Origin of the sequence: Streptomyces pseudogriseolus, assembly GCA_002154585.1 — a bacterium.
Taxonomy (GTDB): domain Bacteria; phylum Actinomycetota; class Actinomycetes; order Streptomycetales; family Streptomycetaceae; genus Streptomyces; species Streptomyces pseudogriseolus.
On the sequence record MUNG01000236.1, the window covers coordinates 24,465 to 42,259 of the forward strand.

The window sequence follows — 17,795 nt, forward strand, 5'->3', positions numbered from 1 at the left end:
GGCGCGTGCGGGCGGGGTCACAGGTGGCGGCGGCGGCCGGCGACCTGGGCGTCGTACTGCTCGCGGGCCCGGACGGCGGCCTCGCGGGTGGCGACCTCCGCCACCGGCACGTCCCACCACGCCTCGGCCGGCGGCGCGGTCGGCGCCGGGTCGGTCTCGACGTACACACAGGTCGGACGGTCCGAGTTGCGCGCCTCGGCGAGGGCGGCCCGCAGCTCCCGCACCGTCTTCGCGCGCAGCACCTCCATGCCGAGGCTGGCCGCGTTCGCCGCGAGGTCCACCGGCAGCGGCGCGCCGGTGAAGGAGCCGTCGGCGGCGCGGTGGCGGTAGGCCGTGCCGTACCGCTCGGCGCCCACCGACTCCGACAGGCCGCCGATGGAGGCGTACCCGTGGTTTTGCACCAGAACCAGCTTGACCGGCAGGTTCTCCTGGACGGCGGTGACGATCTCCGTCGGGTTCATCAGGTACGTGCCGTCGCCGACCAGCGCCCAGACGGGCGTGCCGGGCGCGGCCTGCTGGACACCCAGCGCGGCCGGGATCTCGTAGCCCATGCACGAGTAGCCGTACTCCAGGTGGTACTGGCGCGGGCTGCGGGCGCGCCACAGCTTGTGCAGGTCGCCGGGGAGCGAGCCGGCCGCGTTGATCACCACGTCGTCGTCGCCGACCACCGCGTCCAGCGCGCCCAGCACCTGCGTCTGGGTCGGCACGGCGGTGTCGTCGTCGGCGCGCAGAGCCGCCTCGACGACCTCGTCCCAGCGTGCCTTCCCGGTGCGGTACTCCGCCTCGTAGACCTCGTCCACGCGGTACCCGGCCAGACCCTCGGCGAGCCGCTCCAGGCCGGTGCGCGCGTCGCACACCAGGGTCCGGGCGGCGAGCTTGTGGGCGTCGAAGCCGGTGACGTTGAGGTTCACGAACCGCACGCCGGGGTCGCGGAACAGGGTGCCGGAGGCGGTGGTGAAGTCGGTGTAGCGGGTGCCGACGCCGATCACCAGGTCGGCGGTGCGGGCCAGTTCGTCGCTGACCGCGGTGCCGGTGTGGCCGATGCCGCCCAGGTCGGCGGGGTGGTCGTGGCGCAGCGCGCCCTTGCCGGCCTGGGTCGAGGCCACGGGGATGCCGGTGGCGTCCACCAGCGCCCGCAGCGCGTCCTCCGCCTCGCTGTGGTGCACCCCGCCGCCCGCCACGATCAGCGGCCGCCGGGCCGCCCGTACCGCCGCCACGGCCGCGTCCAGCTCCACCGGGTCCGGGGCGGTCCTGCGCACCGTCCACACCCGGTCGGCGAAGAACTCCTCCGGCCAGTCGTACGCCTCCGCCTGCACGTCCTGCGGCAGCGCCAGGGTGACCGCGCCGGTCTCGGCCGGGTCGGCGAGCACCCGCATCGCGTTCAGCGCGGACGCGATCAGCGCCTCGGGGCGGGTGATCCGGTCGAAGTAGCGGGACACCGGGCGCAGCGTGTCGTTGACCGACACGTCGGCCTCGACGGGGTGCTCCAGCTGCTGGAGCAGCGGGTCGGCGGCGCGGGAGGCGAAGTAGTCGCCGGGCAGCAGCAGCACCGGCAGCCGGTTGATCGTGGCCAGCGCCGCGCCGGTGACCAGGTTGGTCGCGCCGGGGCCGATGGACGTCGTCACCGCCTGCGCCGACAGGCGGTTCAGCTGGCGGGCGTACCCGACGGCCGCGTGCACCATCGCCTGCTCGTTGCGGCCCTGGTGGTACGGCATGACGTCGCGGTACTCCACCAGCGCCTGCCCGAGACCGGCGACGTTGCCGTGTCCGAAGATGCCCCAGGTGCCCGCGATCAGCCGGCGGCGCACGCCGTCCCGCTCGGTGTACTGCGCGGACAGGAACCGCACCAGGGCCTGGGCGGTGGTCAGTCGGCGGGTGGTGGCGCTCATGCGGACCTCTCCGGTGCGGTGTAGAGGGGGAGTCGGGGGTCGACGGGCTGCTCGGGCCAGGTGTCGCGGATCCAGGCGTGGCCGGGGTGGTCGCAGATCAGCCAGGCGCGTTCGTCCTCGGGCCCCGCCATGACGTTGAGGTAGTACATGTGGTGGCCGGGCACCGCCATGGACGGCCCGTGCCAGCCGTCCGGGATGAGGACGACGTCGCCGTCGCGCACCTCGGCCAGCACGTCCGTGTCCCGGCCGGGTCCGGACGGGGAGACCCGCTGGTAGCCGAGGCCCGGCGTGCCGTCGTGGGCGGCGAACTCGAAGTAGTAGATCTCCTCCAGCACCGACTCCTCGCCCGGCCGGTGCTCGTCGTGCTTGTGCGGCGGGAAGGACGACCAGTTGCCGCCCGGGGTGAGGACCTCGACCGCGATCAGCTTGTCGCACTCGAAGACGCCGGCCGCGCCGAAGTTGTTGACCTGCCGGGAGCAGGAGCCGGTGCCGCGCAGCTCCACCGGCACGTCGGACGCCGGGCCGTACCGGGCCGGGAGCCGGCGGCTGCAGCGGGCGCCGGTCAGCGCGAACCGCCCGCCGCCCGCCGAGGACACGGTGACCCGGGCGTCGCGCGGCACGTAGGCGAAGTCGCTCACGCCGTCGAACACGCTCGTGCGGCCGGTGAGCGCGAACTCCTCGTGGCCGAAGTCGTCGTCCGAGACGACCGTGCAGGCGCCGCTCAGCGGCAGCACGATCCACTCGCTGTCCCCGGTGTCGAAGGTGTGCGAGCCGCCCGGCGCCAGAGGGAGCACCCGCAGGCTCGAGTGGTCCCAGCCGGCGCCCAGCGGGTTCACGTCCACGGCGTAGGGGCCGGCGACGGCCTTGCCGGCGGGAAGGTGATGCGTCATGCGTGCCTCCGTCTGCGTACGTCGTCGTACGGGCCCCTCACCAGGCGTGAGGGCTTCTCACCTGCCGTACGGCCTTCCACCGGCCGTACGGGCCGGTCACAGCAGGCCGACCGCCGTGTCCACCGCCTTCTCCACACTGCCCTCGGCCGGGTAGAGCAGTGAGCGGCCGACGACCATGCCCTGCACGCTGGGCAGCCGCAGCGCCTTGCCCCAGCGCTCGTAGGCCGCCTCCTGGTCGCCGACCTCGCCGCCGAGCAGCACCACCGGCAGCGTCGAGGTGCGCAGCACCTCCGCCATGTCGTCGGCGTTCTCGGTGACCGGCAGCTTCAGCCAGGTGTAGGCGGAGGTGCCGCCGAGCCCGGAGGCGATGGCGATGGAGCGGGTGACGGCCTCGGCGGACAGGTCGTTGCGGACCCGTCCGTCCACGCGGCGGGAGATGAACGGCTCCACGAACACCGGCAGCCTGCGCGCGGCCATCGCGTCGACGGCGCGGGCGGCGGACTCCAGGGTGGCGAGCGAGCCGGGGTCGTCGTAGTCGATGCGGACCAGCAGCTTGCCCGCGTCGAAGCCGAGCCGCTCGATGTCCTCGGCGCGGTGCCCGGTGAAGCGGTCGTCCATCTCGAAGGACGCCCCGGCCAGACCGCCGCGGTTCATGGACCCCATGACGACCTTGTTCTCCAGCACGCCCAGCAGGAGCAAATCCTCCAGGATGTCGGCGGTGGCCAGCACCCCGTCCACGCCCGGCCGGGACAGCGCGACGCACAGGCGTTCCAGCAGGTCGGCCCGGTCCGCCATGGCCAGCGGGCGATCGCCGGTGCCGAGCGCGCCCCGGGCGGGGTGGTCGGCGGCCACGATCATCAGCCGGCCGCTGTCGCCGATCAGCGGACGGCGGGCCCGGCGGGCCGCCGCCTCGGCGACGGCCTCGGGGTGCCGGGCGCGGACCGTGGTGAGGTCGGGGATGCTGAGTTTCAAGGAAGTGCTCCGTTCAGGACTGGCTCGGCCGGTCTGCCGCGTCCGGCGCCACGGTCCGCGCGAGGAGGTCGGCGACCTCCGGCGGGGTCGGCATGGCGGACGAGCAGGCGAGGCGCGAGGCGACGAGGGCGCCGGCCGCGTTGGCGTGGCGCATGGTCCGCTCCAGGTCCCAGCCGGCGAGCAGGCCGTGGCAGAGCGAGCCGCCGAAGGCGTCGCCGGCGCCGAGGCCGTTGACCACCTCGACCGGCACCGGGGGCACCGCGGCCCGGGTGCCGTCCCGGTGCACGGCCAGCACGCCCCGGGGGCCCTGCTTGACCACGGCCAGCTCAACCCCGGCCGCCAGCAGCGCCTCGGCGCACGCCTCGGGCTCACGCACCCCGGTGGCGACCTCGCACTCGTCGAGGTTGCCGACCGCGACGGTGGCGTGGCGCAGTGCCTCGCGGTAGTACGGGCGCGCCTGGTCCGGGTCCCGCCAGAACATGGGCCGCCAGTCCAGGTCGAACACGGTGGTGCCGGCCTTGGCGCGCGCCTCGAGGGCGGCGAGCGTGGCAGTGCGGCTGGGGTCCTCGCTCAGGCCGGTGCCGGTGATCCAGAAGATGCCGGCCGCGCGGATCGCCGGCAGGTCCAGCTCGTGCGGGTGGATCTCCAGGTCGGGGGCCTTGGGGCGGCGGTAGAAGTAGAGGGGGAAGTCGTCCGGCGGGAAGATCTCGCAGAAGGTGACGGGCGTCGGGTACGCGGCCACCGGCGTCACCCAGCGGTCGTCGACGCCGAAATCCTTCAGCGCCTCGTGCAGAAAGACGCCGAAAGGGTCGTCCCCGGTGCGCGTGATCACCGCGGTGGAACGGCCGAGCCGGGCCGCGGCGACCGCGACATTGGCGGCCGACCCGCCCAGGAATTTCCCGAACGTCTCGACTTGCGACAACGGCACCCCGGTCTGAAGGGGATAAAGATCGACCCCGATGCGACCCATGGTGACCAGGTCGAAATACTGTGGTGTGTCGGCCATTCAGCGACGCTCCTCGAGCTTCTGGGGATGCGGGTCCCAGGACGCCCTGCCACGGTGGGGACGTGCTTCCGGGGACCTGCCGCTTCCCAGGTGTAGGTCTCGAGGGGCGGCGGTGTCAATAGTTTGTACTTACATTCGGACGAGCGTGTGAAGTGATGTCTTAACAAAGTATTGACAGCGAGCGGTTCTCGGGGATTGGATCGCGTCCCAGCAGAACCGCCTTGTGTGATGGCACACACCCCGGACTCCCGAGGTTCCGGGCACGGACTCTCGGACTCCTCGCCCCCTTTCCCCGTGAAGCACAGTGAGGTGCAGGACTGATGGACCGCTCTTCCCACCCCCGCCACCGCAGAGTCGCCCCCCTCGTCGCGGCCGCGGCGGCAGCCGCCCTGGCCCTTACCGGCTGCTCCAGCGACTCCGGCGGCAAGAAGTCCGAGGAAGGCGGAGCGGACGCCTCGGCCGGCAAGGCCTCGACGCCGCAGATGACGGTCGCCCTGGTCACCCACCAGGCGCCCGGCGACACCTTCTGGGACATCGTCCGCAAGGGCGCGGAGACCGCCGCCGCCAAGGACAACGTCAAGTTGATCTACTCGGCCGACCCGAACGCCGGCAACCAGGCCAACCTGGTGCAGAACGCCATCGACCAGAAGGTCGACGGCATCGCGGTCACCCTCGCCAAGCCGGACGCCCTCAAGGACGTCATAGCGAAGGCCGAGAAGGCCGGCATCCCCGTCGTCGGCCTCAACTCCGGTCTGAGCGACTGGAAGGACCTCGGCCTGCTCGAGTTCTTCGGACAGGACGAGTCCGTGGCGGGCGAGGCGTTCGGCAAGAAGCTGAACGAGGTCGGCGCGAAGAACGCGGTCTGCGTCGTCCACGAGCAGGGCAACGTCGGCCTGACCCAGCGGTGCGACGGGGTGAAGAAGACCTTCGAGGGCGAGACCCAGATCCTCAACGTCAACGGCACCGACATGCCGTCGGTGAAGTCGACGATCACCGCGAAGCTGAAGCAGGACTCCTCCATCGACTACGTCGTCACCCTCGGCGCGCCCTTCGCGCCGACCGCGGTGCAGTCCGTCGAGGAGGCCGGCAGCGAGGCCAAGGTCGCCACGTTCGACCTGAACAAGGAGCTGACCGGCGCCGTCAAGGCCGGCGACATCCAGTTCGCCGTGGACCAGCAGCCCTACCTCCAGGGCTACCTCGCCGTCGACGGCCTGTGGCTCTACAAGAACAACGGCAACTACAGCGGCGGCGGCGAGCAGCCCGTCCTGACCGGTCCGGCCTTCGTCGACAAGTCCAACGTCGACGCCGTCTCCGAGTTCGCCGCGAAGGGCACCCGGTGATGAGCATGGCTCAACAGGCTGAGCCGGCGGCGACCACGCCGCCGGCCCCCGGCCCCGAGAAGCAGAAGGACGGGCGCACCGCGCGGCGCCCGCTGGCGCTGCGGCTGCTCGCCCGGCCCGAGGTCGGCGTCTTCCTCGGCGCCGTCGCCGTCCTGGTGTTCTTCCTGTTCACCGCCCCGCCGGTGCGCGACGGCAGCTCGATGGCGAACATCCTGTACCAGTCGTCGACCATCGGAATCATGGCGCTGCCCGTGGCGCTGCTGATGATCGGCGGCGAGTTCGACCTCTCGGCCGGCGTCGCCGTCGTCACCTCGGCGCTCACCGCGAGCATGCTGAGCTACCAGCTCACCCTGAACGTGTGGATGGGCGTCATCGTCGCCCTCGTGGTGTCCCTCGCCGTCGGCTTCTTCAACGGCTGGATGCTGGTCAGGACCGGGCTGCCGAGCTTCCTGGTCACCCTGGGCACCTTCCTGATCCTCCAGGGCGTCAACCTCGCCGTGACCAAACTCGTCACCGGCAACGTCGCCACCGACAGCATCGCCGACATGGACGGCTTCGACCAGGCCAAGGCCGTCTTCGCCTCCAGCTTCGAGGTCGGCGGCGTCCAGGTGAAGATCACCGTGATCTGGTGGCTCGTCTTCGCCGCGCTCGCCACCTGGGTCCTGCTGCGCACCAAGTACGGCAACTGGATCTTCGCCGTCGGCGGCAACAAGGACAGCGCCCGCGCGGTCGGCGTCCCCGTCACCTTCACCAAGATCAGCCTGTTCATGCTGGTCGGCTTCGGCGCCTGGTTCGTCGGCATGCACAACCTGTTCTCCTTCAACACCGTGCAGTCCGGCGAGGGCGTGGGCCAGGAGCTCATCTACATCGCCGCGGCGGTCATCGGCGGCTGTCTGCTCACCGGCGGCTACGGCTCGGCGATCGGACCGGTCTTCGGGGCCTTCATGTTCGGCATGGTGCAGCAGGGCATCGTCTACGCCGGCTGGAACCCCGACTGGTTCAAGGCCTTCCTCGGCGTGATGCTGCTCGGCGCCGTCCTCATCAATCTGTGGGTCCAGCGCACGGCGACCCGGAGGTGACCGCAATGACCGACAAGACGACCGGCACCGACGGTGCCGTCCGCACGGACACCCCGGCCGGCGGCGACCGCCCCCTGGTCGAACTCCGCGCCGCCGGCAAGTCCTACGGCAACATCCGCGCCCTGCACGGCGTGGACCTCACCGTCCACCCCTCCAAGGTGACCTGCGTCCTCGGCGACAACGGCGCCGGCAAGTCCACCCTCATCAAGATCGTCTCGGGGCTGCACCAGCACACCGAGGGCGAGTTCCTCGTCGACGGCGAACCGGTGCGGTTCTCCACCCCGCGCGAGGCGCTCGACAAGGGCATCGCCACCGTCTACCAGGACCTCGCGGTCGTCCCGCTGATGCCGGTGTGGCGGAACTTCTTCCTCGGCTCCGAGATGACCAAGGGCCCCTGGCCCGTCCGCCGCCTCGACATCGAGCGCATGAAGCGGACCGCCGACGAGGAACTGCGCAACATGGGCATCGTCCTGGACGACCTGGAGCAGCCCATCGGCACGCTCTCCGGCGGCCAGCGCCAGTGCGTCGCGATCGCCCGCGCCGTCTATTTCGGCGCCCGCGTCCTCATCCTCGACGAGCCCACCGCCGCCCTCGGCGTCAAGCAGTCCGGGGTCGTCCTGAAGTACATCGCCATGGCCCGCGACCGCGGCCTCGGCGTCATCTTCATCACCCACAACCCGCACCACGCGTACATGGTCGGCGACCACTTCAACGTGCTGCGCCTGGGCACCCTGGAGCTCAGCGCCGACCGCAGCGAGGTGACCCTCGAAGAGCTGACCAACCACATGGCGGGCGGCGCCGAACTGGCCGCGCTCAAGCACGAGCTGGCGCAGGTCCGCGGCGTCGACACGGAAGAGCTCCCCGAATCCGGCGACCTCCGGGCGCCCACGACCGCAACCCCGGAAGGGAAGTCCTGACATGGCCGTCGCCCTCGACCGCATCCGGGTCGGTTCCGCCCCCGACTCCTGGGGCGTCTGGTTCCCCGACGACCCCCAGCAGGTGCCCTGGCAGCGCTTCCTCGACGAGGTCGCCGAGGCCGGCTACTCCTGGATCGAACTCGGCCCCTACGGCTACCTGCCCACCGACCCCGCCCGCCTCACCGACGAGGTGCAGAGCCGCGGCCTGAAGGTCTCCGCCGGCACCATTTTCTGCGGGCTGCACCGCGGCCCCTCCGAGTGGGACGCCACCTGGGAACAGGTCAGCCGCGTCGCCGCGCTCACCCGGGCGATGGACGCGAAGCACCTGGTGGTCATCCCGTCGTTCTGGCGGGACGACAAGACCGCCGAGATCCTGGAGGCGCCCGAGCTCACCACCGAGCAGTGGGGCCACCTCACCCGGGGCATGGAGCGCCTCGGCCGCGAGGTGAAGGAGACGTACGGGCTCGACATCGTCGTCCACCCGCACGCCGACACCCACATCGACACCGAGGAGCACGTCGAGCGCTTCCTCGACTCCACCGACTCGCGCCTGGTCAACCTCTGCCTCGACACCGGCCACTACGCCTACTGCGGCGGCGACAGCGTCAAGCTGATCGAGACCTACGGCGAGCGCATCGGCTACCTGCACCTCAAGCAGGTCGACCCGGAGATCCTCGCCGACGTCGTCAAGAACCAGATCCCCTTCGGGCCCGCCGTGCAGCGCGGCGTGATGTGCGAACCGCCGGCCGGCGTCCCCGAGCTGGGCCCCGTCCTCACGGCCGCGCAGAAGCTGGGCGTGGACCTGTTCGCGATCGTCGAGCAGGACATGTACCCGTGCGAGCCGGACAAGCCGCTGCCCATCGCGGTGCGCACCCGCAAGTTCCTCCGCTCCTGCGGCGCCTGACCGCCACCCACCGGACCGGGAGGCGACACATGAACCGGCGCGAACCCCTCGGCGTCGCCGTCATCGGCACCGGCCGCATGGGCGCCGACCATGTGCGGCGGATCGACCGGGTGATCAGCGGGGCCCGGGTCGCCGCGGTCGTCGACCTCGACGGCGAACGGGCCAAGGCCGTCGCGGGCGGGATCGACGGCTGCGCCGCCCACACCGACGCGGCCGAGGCGATGGCGTCGCCGGACGTCGACGCGGTGCTCGTCGCCTCCTCCGGGCACGCCCACGAGGAGGCGCTGCTCACCGCGTTCGCGCACGACCTGCCCGTCCTGTGCGAGAAGCCGCTCACTCCCGACGCGGCGTCCGCGCTGCGGGTCATGGAGGCCGAACTGGCCCTCGGCCACCGCCGGGTGCAGGTCGGCTTCATGCGCCGCTACGACACCGAGTACGTCCGCCTCAAGGCCCTGCTCGCCGGCGGGCAGCTGGGCCGGCCGCTGATGCTGCACAACCGCCATCGCAACGTGGCCAGCCCGCCCTTCTTCACCAGCTCCATGCTGATCAGCGACTCCGTCGCCCACGAGGTCGACGCCACCCGCTGGCTGCTGGGGCACGAGATCACCGCCGTGACGGTGCTGCGGCCGGTCCCCTCCTCGGGCGCCCCCGAGGGACTGCGCGACCCGCAGTTCGTCGTCCTGGAGACCGACGGCGGCGCGCTCTCCGACGTCGAGATCTTCGTCAACTGCGGCTTCGGCTACCAGGTGCAGGCCGAGGCGGTCTGCGAACGCGGCACCGCCCGCATCGGCGACGGCCACGAGCTGGTCACCAACACGGCCGGACGCTGGGGCGGCACCATCGCCCAGGACTGGACCGAACGCTTCGCCCAGGCCTACGACGCGGAGGTCCAGGCGTGGGTCGACGCCACCCGCCGCGGCGAGGTCACCGGCCCCAGCACGTGGGACGGCTACGCCGCGGCGGCGGTGTGCGAGGCGGGGGTGCGGGCGCTGGAGGTTGGCGGCCGGGCCGCGGTCGAACTGGCGGAGAGGCCTGCGCTGTACGGGCGCTGAGGCCTGACGCCTCGGGCGCGGCGCCTTGCCCCCGGGGGGCTACTGGGGTGCCGGGGGCTGTCGGACGCCGGGTGCGGCCGCGTTGTGGCTGGTCGCGCAGTTCCCCGCGCCCCTGGAGGCGCCTGCCGACTGCGGGCAGTCGTGCCGCTGGGGCGGCACGGGTGGGCGCAGGCGGCACCTCGTCGGCGCCGAGTTGCGCCGACACCCCCCGGCCCGCACCGACACCGGTGCCCTGTCCAGCGCTCGAAGCGGACGCGCTTACGCCCGCCGTACCTCCTCCAGGGTCACGGGACGGTGCTCGTGCAGCGACAGCGTGCACGCCTCGGCGATCCAGCCCGCCTCCAGGGCGTCCTCGATCGTGCACGGCGACGGCCGGGTGCCCGCCACCACCTCGGTGAACGCGTGCAGTTCGGCGCGGTAGGCATCGGTGAAGCGGTCCATGAAGAAGTCGTGCGGCACCCCCGCCGGGAAGGCGACGCCCGGCTCCACCGACCGCAGCGGCAGCCTGTCCTCCAGGCCCACCGCGATCGAGTCGGTGAAGCCGTGGATCTCCATGCGCACGTCGTGCCCCCGGCCGTTGTGGCGGCTGTTGGAGACCACCGCGAGGGTGCCGTCGTCGAGGGTGAGGACCGCGCCCGTGGTGTCGGCGTCGCCCGCCTCCTTGATGTACGCGGCGCCCCGGTTGCCGCCGGCCGCGTACACCTCGGTCACCTCGCGGCCGGTCACCCAGCGGATGATGTCGAAGTCGTGCACCGAGCAGTCCCGGAAGATGCCCCCGGACGCGGCGACGTACGCGGCGGGCGGCGGCGCCGGGTCCAGCGTCGTCGAGCGCACGGTGTGCAGCGTGCCCAGCTCGCCGGACCGGACGGCGGCGCGCGCGGCGACGAAACCGGCGTCGAAGCGGCGGTTGAAGCCGATCTGCACCGGCACGTCCCGGCCGGCGACGGCCTTCAGCACCTCGACGCCCTCCGCGATGGTGCGGGCCACGGGCTTCTCGCAGAACACGGGCACGCCCGCCTCCACGCACGCGACGATCAGCTCCGGGTGGGCGTCGGTGGCGGCGGCGACGACCACGCCGTCCACCCCGGCCGCCAGCACCGCCTCGGGCGAGTCCGCGACCTGCGCGCCGAAGCGCTCCGCGGCGGTCTTCGCGGCGTCCGCGAACGGGTCGGAGACGACGAGGGACTCGACGGCGTCGAGCCCGGACAGGGTCTCGGCGTGGAAGGCGCCGATACGGCCGAGACCGAGGATTCCGATGCGCATGGGGCGATGCTCCTTGGAGTGCGGGTGGTGCCGGTGGTACGGGGCGGGGACGGAGAAGGTCAGTCGAGGCCGCCGAGGACGTTCTGGTCCCAGTCGACGACGGACCCGGTGACCACACCGGACCGGTCGGACAGGAGCAGGACCACGAAGTCGGCGATTTCGTCCGGTTGGCCGAGCTTGCCCATCGGCAGCCGCGCGGCGGCCTGCTCGCGCCAGTCGTCGCCGGCGCCGTGGAAGGCGCGCTGGGTGGCGTCCTCGCCCTCGGTCGCGGTCCAGCCGATGTTCAGGCCGTTGATCCGGATCCGGTCCCACCGGTGGGCGTGCGCCGCGTTGCGGGTCAGGCCCATCAGCCCCGCCTTGGCGGCGACGTACGGGGCGAGGAACGGCTGCCCGCCGTGCGCCGACGACGTGATGACGTTGACGATCGTGCCCGGCTCGGCGCGCCGCACCATGTCCGCGACCGCGGCCTGCATGGCGAAGAACGGCGCCTTGAGATTGATCGCGATGTGCTGGTCGAACAGCTCGGGCGTGGTGTCGAGGAGCGTGCCGCGCGAGGTGAGCCCGGCGGAGTTCACCAGGCAGTCGATCCTGCCGTACGCCCGCACGACCTGGGCGACGGTGTCCTTGGCCTGCCCGGCGTCGGCCAGGTCGGCCCGTACGAACATGGCCTTGGCGCCCTGCCCGGCCAGCTCGGCGACCAGCGCCTCACCCGGCTCCGCGCGCCGTCCGCTGACCGCCACGACCGCGCCCTCGCGCACCGCGGCCCGTGCGACGGCGGCGCCCACGCCCTGGCTGCCGCCGTTGACGAGGACGACCTTGTCGTCGAGAAGTCCCATGACGTCCTTCCGGATCCGTGTCGGTCCTGTGCGGGTCAGCTCGCGCGCCGGGCGGAGGCGGCCCGCAGCGCGTCCCGCAGGGCACGCGGAGGCCGGCCCTCGGCGAGGGCTCGGCGCACCATGTCCGCCTGGGAGGGCGGGGCGAGGCCGTCGACCGGCGGGTCGTTGTCCAGGTTGGTGGGGAACGGGTAGCCCTCGGCGCTCGCCGCGATCACGTTCTCCAGCCACCGCTGAGGGGCGCCCTCGGCCTTGCGGGCCAGCAGCACCGGGTAGACGGCGCCCACCACGGCCTCCCGGTCCACGGTCTCCATGGCCCGCCCGAACGCGGACGACACCTGGAGCAGGTTGGCCGTGCGCCGGATGTCCGCCGAGTGGTTCGTGCCGGCGGCGTGGAACAGCGCCGGGTTGAAGAACACCGCGTCGCCCTTGGACAGCGGCAGCTGGACGTGGTGCTCCTCGAAGTACGCCCGGAACTCGGGCAGCCGCCAGGCGAGGTAGCCCGCCTCGAACTTCTGCGAGTGCGGCAGGTACATCGTCGGCCCGGACTCCACGGGCATGTCGCAGTGCGCGACGGCACCCTGGAGGGTGAGCACGGGGGAGAGGCGGTGCACGTGCGCCGGGTGGGCGGCCGCCGCCTCGTTCGACAGGAAGCCCAGGTGGTAGTCGCGGTGCACGGTCTGTGCCGCGCCGCCCGGGTTGACCACGTTGACCTGCGAGGTCACCTGGTAGCCGGGGCCCAGCCAGGCCGTCGACACCAGAGCGACGACGTCGTTGGCGTAGTAGTCGGCGAACACCGCCGGGTCGTGCAGCGCGGCCTTCTCCAGGGCGTTCCACACCCGGTCGTTGGCGCCCGGCTTCGCGAAGTGGTCGCCGGCGGCGGCGCCCGAGGCGCGCTGCTGGGCGATCAGGGCGTCGAACACGGCGGTGGTCCGGTCCACCACCGAGGTGTCGGGGAAGGCGCCGCGGATCACCACGATGCCGGGGCCGTCGGCGAGGGCGCGGACCAGTTCGGCCTGCGCGGTGCGGCGGTCCGCGAGCGCGAGCCGCTCGGCGTCGTAGAGCAGGACGTTCCGCTCGACGGCGGAGGCCAGCGGGTGTGCGGAGCGGTCGGTCGGCCGCTCGACCAGGGCGCGGAAGGCGTCCAGGTCGCAGTCCCGCTCCGACAGCCAGACGGCCGGCGCGGGGGTCTGCACGGAAGACGATGCGGACATGAAGTCGTCCCTTCGGGTCACGGAGCGACGCGGGTGATGTCATTCTTGTCAGAACAAACCCCTCGCACCACCATCAGGAACCCATCAAAAACCCCTCAGGAGCAGTCGCATGGGGCACCCCTTCCCGATCCGCGAAATCGCACGTCAGGCCGGATTGAGCGAGGCCACCGTGGACCGGGTGCTCAACGGCCGCGGCGGGGTGCGGGAGAGCACCGCGCGCGAGGTGCACCGGGCCATCGCCGACCTGGACCGCCAGCGCACCCAGGTCCGCCTGGTCGGCCGCACGTTCATGGTGGACATCGTCATGCAGTCCCCGGAGCGCTTCTCCACGGCCGTCCGCGCCGCCCTGGAGGCCGAACTGCCCTCCCTGCACCCGGCGGTGGTGCGCTCCCGCTACCACTTCCGGGAGACCGGACCGGCGGAGGAACTCGTCGCGGTCCTCGACCGGATCGCCCGCCGCGGCTCGCAGGGCGTGCTCCTCAAGGCGCCCGACGTCCCCGAGGTCACCGCCGCGGTCGGCCGGCTCGCCGCGGCCGGCGTCCCCGTCGTGACGCTGGTGACGGACCTGCCGGTCAGCGCCCGCGTCGGCCACGTCGGCAGCGACAACCGCGCGGCGGGGGCCACCGCCGCCTACCTGATGGGCCAGTGGCTCGGCGACCGGCCCGGCAACGTGCTCACCAGCCTCTCCAGCGGCTTCTTCCGCAACGAGGAGGAGCGCGAGATGGGCTTCCGCAGCACCATGCGCGCCCGCCACCCCGAGCGCACCCTCGTCGAGATCGCCGAGGGCCAGGGCCTGGACGCCACCCAGTACGACCTGGTCCGCGCCGCCCTGGAACGCGACCCGGAGATCCGCGCGGTCTACTCGATCGGCGGCGGCAACATCGCCACCCTGCGCGCCTTCGAGGACGCCGGACGCGAGTGCGCCGTGTTCATCGCCCACGACCTCGACCACGACAACACCCGGCTGCTGCGCGAGCTGAGACTGTCCGCCGTCCTCCACCACGACCTGCGTCACGACCTGCGCGAGGCGTGCCACCTGGTGATGCGCGCGCACGGCGCGCTGCCGCCCGCCGGACCGACCCTGCCGTCCGCGATCCAGGTGGTCACGCCGTACAACATGCCCGCCCCCGTCGTGGCCGGGTGACCCGCCTGGCGTGGGACGCCCCGCGCCCGGCCGGCCCCGCCTACCGTCGGGCGCATGAGGAAACCCACCACGGAAGGCGGGCCGGAACGGCTGGTGGCGCTGTCCGACGGCGTCTTCGCCATCGCCGTCACCCTGCTGGTCCTGGACATCGACGTACCGCCGGGGCTGAACGACGCGGGGTTCCACGAGGCGCTCGGCGACGTCCTGCCCAACCTGGGCGCCTACGCGCTCAGCTTCGCCGTGCTGGCCGGGTTCTGGCGCGACCACCGGGCGATCTTCCACCGGGTGCGGCTGGTGGACGCCGACGTGATCGGGCTGACCGTCCTCGGCCTGGGCCTCGCCGCCCTGCTGCCGTTCCCCACCGCCCTGGTCTCCGAGTACGGCGACCAGCGCGTCTCCGTCGTCGTCTACTCGGCGGCGGTGGCCTCCCTCGGCGCCGTCCACCTCGCCCTCGCCGCCGTCGTCGCCCGCCGCCCCTGGCTTCACGGCGGCACCGAGCCCCTGCGCAACGAGAACCTCTACGCCGTCGACGCGGGCGTCACGGTCGTGGTGTTCGTGGTGACCATTCCGCTGGCCCTGCTGGTGGGGCCGCCCGCCATGTGGTGGTGGCTGGTCCTGGTCCCGGTCAAGGTGTGGCTCGGACGCAGGGAGGACGCGGAGGCGGCGAGCTGAGGGCAGGACGGGGCCGGGGACGTCACGCGGGCGCGTCCACCGTCACCCACGCCCGCTCCTCGGCCGACCGCGCCATCGCGTCCAGCACCGTCGCGCTGCGCACCGCGTCCGCGAGGGTGGCGCCGTACGGGACGCCCTCGGCGACCGACCGCAGAAAGCGGTACGCCTCGATCACCTTCAGGTCGTCGTAGCCCATGGCGTTGGCCGCGCCCGGCTGGAACGCGCCGAACTCGCCGTCGCCCGGCCCGACGTACACCGTGCTGACCGGCTGGTCCTGGTAGCCGGTGCCGCGGCTGACGCCCAGTTCGTTCATCCGGCGGAAGTCCCAGAACACCGCACCCTCGGTGCCGTGCACCTCGAAGCCGTAGTTGTTCTGCTCGCCCACGGAGACCCGGCAGGCCTCCAGCACGCCGCGCGCGCCGGACGCGAACCGCAGCAGGCAGTTCACGTAGTCCTCGTTCTCCACCGCGCCCATCTCGCCGCCGCTCGCCCGGGAGTGGCCGGCGGTGGCGCCGGTCGGGCGGGCCCGCTCGGGCAGGAAGACGGCCGTGTCGGCGCTCAGCGAGGTGATGTCGCCGAGCAGGAAACGCGCCAGGTCGGCGCCGTGCGAGGCCAGGTCGCCCAGCACCCCGCTGCCGCCCCGCTCCCGCTCGTAACGCCAGGTCAGCGCGCCTTCGGGGTGGGCCGCGTAGTCGCTGAACAGCCGGACGCGGGCGTGCGTGACCCGGCCGATCCCGCCGGAGGCGATCAGGTCGCGGGCGGCCTCCACGGCGGGCGCGTTGCGGTAGTTGAAGCCGACCGCGCCCTGGACGCCGGCCTTGGCGACCGCGTCCGCGACCGCCCGCGCGTCCTCGGCGGTCAGTCCGACCGGCTTCTCGATCCAGATGTGCTTGCCGGCCTCGGCCATGGCCACGCCGATCTCGCGGTGCAGGAAGTTCGGCGCGGTGATGCTGACCGCGCGCACGCGGGGGTCGGCGGCCACGTCACGCCAGTCGCGGGTGGTCGAGGCGAACCCGTACTGCGCGGCGGCTTCCTCCGCGCGCCCCGGGACCTCCTCGGCGACCACGACCGGCTCCGGGCGCAGCGGCAGTCCGGGGAAGTGGTGCACCACCCGCGCGTACGCCTGGGTGTGCACCCGCCCCATCCAGCCGAATCCGACGACGGCGACGCCCAGCGCATCCACCATGACTGCCTCTCTCCGGCCGGGTCCTGTTCTGCCCGCCCACCTTCGGGCCCGGCCCGGTGTCCTGTCAACCATTTGACAGGACAATCGGGCGATCGCCCCGTCCGTGCACCCGGCTCACCCTCCGCTCCGCATACGGTAGGGTTGACCTGCGAGATCACGCGGTTCGCCGCGAGAGTCGCATCGGGACGTGGCGCAGCTTGGTAGCGCACTTGACTGGGGGTCAAGGGGTCGCAGGTTCAAATCCTGTCGTCCCGACGATGCGAGGACAGGGGGCCCGTCGGCAGCCGGCGGGCCCCCTGACGCATGCCGTGCGGGCGCAGGGCACCTCCCAGCGGCCCCCTGTGCGGGACCGGATGCGTCTTCTAGGGTCATGCGTATGACGACCGACACGGGGACCACCGCCGGCCTGCTCTTCGAGGCCCTGCGGGCGGACGCCCTCACCAGCACGGAACAGCTGCGCGAGCTGTACCCGGAGCCGAACGCGAACGCGGTCCGCAAGGAGACCGACCATCTCACCGAGGAGACCCGGGCGCTGATCGGCTGCGCCTCCCTGGTGTTCATCGGCAGCACGGACGCCGAGGGCCGGGCGGACGTCACCCCGCGCGGGGGGCCGCCCGGGTTCGTGGCGGTGCTGGACGACCGGACGCTGGCGATCCCCGACGCGACGGGCAACAAGCGGCTCGACACCCTGCACAACGTGGTGGAGACCGGCCGGGTCGGTCTGCTCTTCGCCGTCCCCGGCCGCACCACCACGCTCCGCGTCAACGGCCGTGCCTTCGTCTCGGCCCGCCCCGAACTGCTCGGCCGGCTGACCGCCGTGGGCAAGCCGCCGGTCTCCGCGATCGTGGTGCGGGTCGAACAGGCCTACCCGCACTGCCCCAAGTCGCTGATGCGCGGCAACGCCTGGCAGCCGGACCGCTGGCTGCCCGCCGACGCCCAGCCGAGCAGCGCCCAGGTGACGCTGGCCCAGCTGAACCTGCCGGGCCTGACGCTCGAACAGATCGAGGAGACGGAGCGCGAGTCGCTGCGCTCACGCTACGAGTGAGGGCCCTCCCGCGCCGGACGCCCGGCGCGGGACCCGCCGGCCAGCCCCGCGATCAGCACGGCCCCCACGGCCAGATGCATGAGCGCCAGCGTGACCCGGGTGCCGCCGTCCATGCCGTCGCCGGCCAACGGCAGGAGGGACACGGCCAGGACGGCGACGGCCACGCCCGTCCAGACCGCTCGTGCACGCCCCGGGGCGAACCGCTCCAGTGCGGCCAGTAACGCCCAGGCGGCGAGGGACGCGAGGAGGGAGGCGACCGTGACGGCCGCGGCCCCCACGGTCATCGTGTCCCCGCCGTCGGTCATGCGGAGCCGGTGGCCCAGCACGGGATCGGCGACCGCCCATATGACCAGTGCGACCGCCACGGCCACCGCCGTGGTCCCCGACCG

The 17,795-nt window shown here is 72.7% G+C and carries 17 protein-coding genes and 1 tRNA gene; 9 read left to right on the top strand and 9 right to left on the bottom strand.

Going from position 1 to position 17,795, the window contains the following annotated elements; all coding sequences use genetic code 11:
• Nucleotides 1-17 precede the first annotated feature (17 nt).
• From iolD to iolC, 4 genes are all read right to left on the bottom strand, one after another.
• Complete coding sequence (gene iolD / locus CCN29_RS21400) at nt 18-1,889, bottom strand: 3D-(3,5/4)-trihydroxycyclohexane-1,2-dione acylhydrolase (decyclizing) (RefSeq protein ID WP_031022969.1); 1,872 nt, start codon at nt 1,887-1,889, stop codon at nt 18-20.
• Nucleotides 1,886-2,779 carry a 5-deoxy-glucuronate isomerase gene (gene iolB / locus CCN29_RS21405; protein WP_086683788.1) on the bottom strand — a complete coding sequence of 298 codons (894 nt, stop codon included), beginning with the start codon at nt 2,777-2,779 and terminating at the stop codon, nt 1,886-1,888. The genes iolD and iolB overlap by 4 nt, the downstream gene beginning before the upstream one ends.
• Before the next feature lie 96 nt (nt 2,780-2,875).
• The gene (locus CCN29_RS21410; protein WP_006130328.1) at nt 2,876-3,751 is read right to left on the bottom strand and encodes a Cgl0159 family (beta/alpha)8-fold protein; all 876 of its coding nucleotides are present in this window, start codon (nt 3,749-3,751) and stop codon (nt 2,876-2,878) included.
• A 13-nt stretch (nt 3,752-3,764) separates the two neighbouring features.
• A complete protein-coding gene (iolC, locus tag CCN29_RS21415) occupies nt 3,765-4,757 on the bottom strand; it encodes a 5-dehydro-2-deoxygluconokinase (RefSeq protein ID WP_086683791.1) in 993 nt (330 codons plus the stop codon).
• Nucleotides 4,758-5,077: 320 nt separating this feature from the next.
• Between iolC and CCN29_RS21420 the strand changes: the two genes are divergently transcribed.
• The 5 genes from CCN29_RS21420 to CCN29_RS21440 are packed head-to-tail and all read left to right on the top strand — an operon-like array spanning nt 5,078 to nt 10,049.
• Nucleotides 5,078-6,097 carry a sugar ABC transporter substrate-binding protein gene (locus tag CCN29_RS21420; protein ID WP_006130326.1) on the top strand — a complete coding sequence of 340 codons (1,020 nt, stop codon included), beginning with the start codon at nt 5,078-5,080 and terminating at the stop codon, nt 6,095-6,097.
• Nucleotides 6,097-7,176: an ABC transporter permease gene (locus tag CCN29_RS21425; RefSeq protein WP_006130325.1), complete on the top strand. Its 1,080-nt coding sequence runs from the start codon at nt 6,097-6,099 to the stop codon at nt 7,174-7,176. The genes CCN29_RS21420 and CCN29_RS21425 overlap by 1 nt, the downstream gene beginning before the upstream one ends.
• Before the next feature lie 5 nt (nt 7,177-7,181).
• Nucleotides 7,182-8,093 (top strand): ATP-binding cassette domain-containing protein, encoded by a 912-nt coding sequence (locus tag CCN29_RS21430; protein WP_006130324.1) that lies wholly within the window; start codon nt 7,182-7,184, stop codon nt 8,091-8,093.
• A 1-nt stretch (nt 8,094) separates the two neighbouring features.
• Entirely contained in the window at nt 8,095-8,997 is a 903-nt protein-coding gene (locus tag CCN29_RS21435) for a sugar phosphate isomerase/epimerase family protein (protein ID WP_086683794.1), read from the top strand.
• Nucleotides 8,998-9,026: 29 nt separating this feature from the next.
• Nucleotides 9,027-10,049, top strand: a complete 1,023-nt coding sequence (locus CCN29_RS21440) for a Gfo/Idh/MocA family protein (RefSeq protein ID WP_086683797.1) — start codon at nt 9,027-9,029, stop codon at nt 10,047-10,049.
• A 258-nt stretch (nt 10,050-10,307) separates the two neighbouring features.
• Here CCN29_RS21440 and CCN29_RS21445 read toward each other — a convergent pair whose 3' ends face one another.
• The 3 genes from CCN29_RS21445 to CCN29_RS21455 are packed head-to-tail and all read right to left on the bottom strand — an operon-like array spanning nt 10,308 to nt 13,359.
• Nucleotides 10,308-11,312 (bottom strand): Gfo/Idh/MocA family protein, encoded by a 1,005-nt coding sequence (locus CCN29_RS21445; protein ID WP_086683800.1) that lies wholly within the window; start codon nt 11,310-11,312, stop codon nt 10,308-10,310.
• Nucleotides 11,313-11,371: 59 nt separating this feature from the next.
• The gene (locus CCN29_RS21450; RefSeq protein ID WP_006130320.1) at nt 11,372-12,148 is read right to left on the bottom strand and encodes an SDR family oxidoreductase; all 777 of its coding nucleotides are present in this window, start codon (nt 12,146-12,148) and stop codon (nt 11,372-11,374) included.
• 35 nt (nt 12,149-12,183) lie between these two features.
• Nucleotides 12,184-13,359, bottom strand: a complete 1,176-nt coding sequence (locus tag CCN29_RS21455) for a phytanoyl-CoA dioxygenase family protein (protein ID WP_086683803.1) — start codon at nt 13,357-13,359, stop codon at nt 12,184-12,186.
• Between the two features lie 109 nt (nt 13,360-13,468).
• Between CCN29_RS21455 and CCN29_RS21460 the strand changes: the two genes are divergently transcribed.
• Both CCN29_RS21460 and CCN29_RS21465 read left to right on the top strand, forming a co-directional pair.
• On the top strand, nt 13,469-14,503 hold the full coding sequence (locus CCN29_RS21460) for a LacI family DNA-binding transcriptional regulator (RefSeq protein ID WP_006130318.1): 1,035 nt from the start codon (nt 13,469-13,471) through the stop codon (nt 14,501-14,503).
• Between the two features lie 93 nt (nt 14,504-14,596).
• Nucleotides 14,597-15,175 carry a TMEM175 family protein gene (locus CCN29_RS21465; protein ID WP_031022977.1) on the top strand — a complete coding sequence of 193 codons (579 nt, stop codon included), beginning with the start codon at nt 14,597-14,599 and terminating at the stop codon, nt 15,173-15,175.
• A gap of 22 nt (nt 15,176-15,197) precedes the next feature.
• Here the strand turns inward: CCN29_RS21465 and CCN29_RS21470 are convergent, their stop codons facing one another.
• Nucleotides 15,198-16,361 carry a Gfo/Idh/MocA family protein gene (locus CCN29_RS21470; RefSeq protein WP_006130316.1) on the bottom strand — a complete coding sequence of 388 codons (1,164 nt, stop codon included), beginning with the start codon at nt 16,359-16,361 and terminating at the stop codon, nt 15,198-15,200.
• A 181-nt stretch (nt 16,362-16,542) separates the two neighbouring features.
• Here CCN29_RS21470 and CCN29_RS21475 point away from each other — a divergent pair.
• Nucleotides 16,543-16,616 (top strand) — tRNA-Pro (locus tag CCN29_RS21475).
• A gap of 121 nt (nt 16,617-16,737) precedes the next feature.
• The gene (locus tag CCN29_RS21480; RefSeq protein WP_006130315.1) at nt 16,738-17,406 is read left to right on the top strand and encodes an MSMEG_1061 family FMN-dependent PPOX-type flavoprotein; all 669 of its coding nucleotides are present in this window, start codon (nt 16,738-16,740) and stop codon (nt 17,404-17,406) included.
• On the opposite strand, the gene CCN29_RS21485 is transcribed toward CCN29_RS21480, so the two are convergent.
• Nucleotides 17,397-17,771, bottom strand: coding sequence for a DUF6069 family protein (locus tag CCN29_RS21485; RefSeq protein WP_442538438.1), 375 nt, complete (start codon nt 17,769-17,771; stop codon nt 17,397-17,399). The genes CCN29_RS21480 and CCN29_RS21485 overlap by 10 nt on opposite strands.
• Between the last annotated feature and the right edge of the window lie 24 nt (nt 17,772-17,795).

Excerpts from the sequence above, each read along its gene's own strand:
- iolD (WP_031022969.1), bottom strand. The coding sequence starts at position 1,889 with ATGAGCGCCACCACCCGCCGACTGACCACCGCCCAGGCCCTGGTGCGG.
- iolB (WP_086683788.1), bottom strand. The coding sequence starts at position 2,779 with ATGACGCATCACCTTCCCGCCGGCAAGGCCGTCGCCGGCCCCTACGCC.
- iolC (WP_086683791.1), bottom strand. The coding sequence starts at position 4,757 with ATGGCCGACACACCACAGTATTTCGACCTGGTCACCATGGGTCGCATC.
- CCN29_RS21420 (WP_006130326.1), top strand. The coding sequence starts at position 5,078 with ATGGACCGCTCTTCCCACCCCCGCCACCGCAGAGTCGCCCCCCTCGTC.
- CCN29_RS21425 (WP_006130325.1), top strand. The coding sequence starts at position 6,097 with ATGAGCATGGCTCAACAGGCTGAGCCGGCGGCGACCACGCCGCCGGCC.
- CCN29_RS21430 (WP_006130324.1), top strand. The coding sequence starts at position 7,182 with ATGACCGACAAGACGACCGGCACCGACGGTGCCGTCCGCACGGACACC.
- CCN29_RS21435 (WP_086683794.1), top strand. The coding sequence starts at position 8,095 with ATGGCCGTCGCCCTCGACCGCATCCGGGTCGGTTCCGCCCCCGACTCC.
- CCN29_RS21440 (WP_086683797.1), top strand. The coding sequence starts at position 9,027 with ATGAACCGGCGCGAACCCCTCGGCGTCGCCGTCATCGGCACCGGCCGC.
- CCN29_RS21445 (WP_086683800.1), bottom strand. The coding sequence starts at position 11,312 with ATGCGCATCGGAATCCTCGGTCTCGGCCGTATCGGCGCCTTCCACGCC.
- CCN29_RS21450 (WP_006130320.1), bottom strand. The coding sequence starts at position 12,148 with ATGGGACTTCTCGACGACAAGGTCGTCCTCGTCAACGGCGGCAGCCAG.
- CCN29_RS21455 (WP_086683803.1), bottom strand. The coding sequence starts at position 13,359 with ATGTCCGCATCGTCTTCCGTGCAGACCCCCGCGCCGGCCGTCTGGCTG.
- CCN29_RS21460 (WP_006130318.1), top strand. The coding sequence starts at position 13,469 with ATGGGGCACCCCTTCCCGATCCGCGAAATCGCACGTCAGGCCGGATTG.
- CCN29_RS21470 (WP_006130316.1), bottom strand. The coding sequence starts at position 16,361 with ATGGTGGATGCGCTGGGCGTCGCCGTCGTCGGATTCGGCTGGATGGGG.
- CCN29_RS21480 (WP_006130315.1), top strand. The coding sequence starts at position 16,738 with ATGACGACCGACACGGGGACCACCGCCGGCCTGCTCTTCGAGGCCCTG.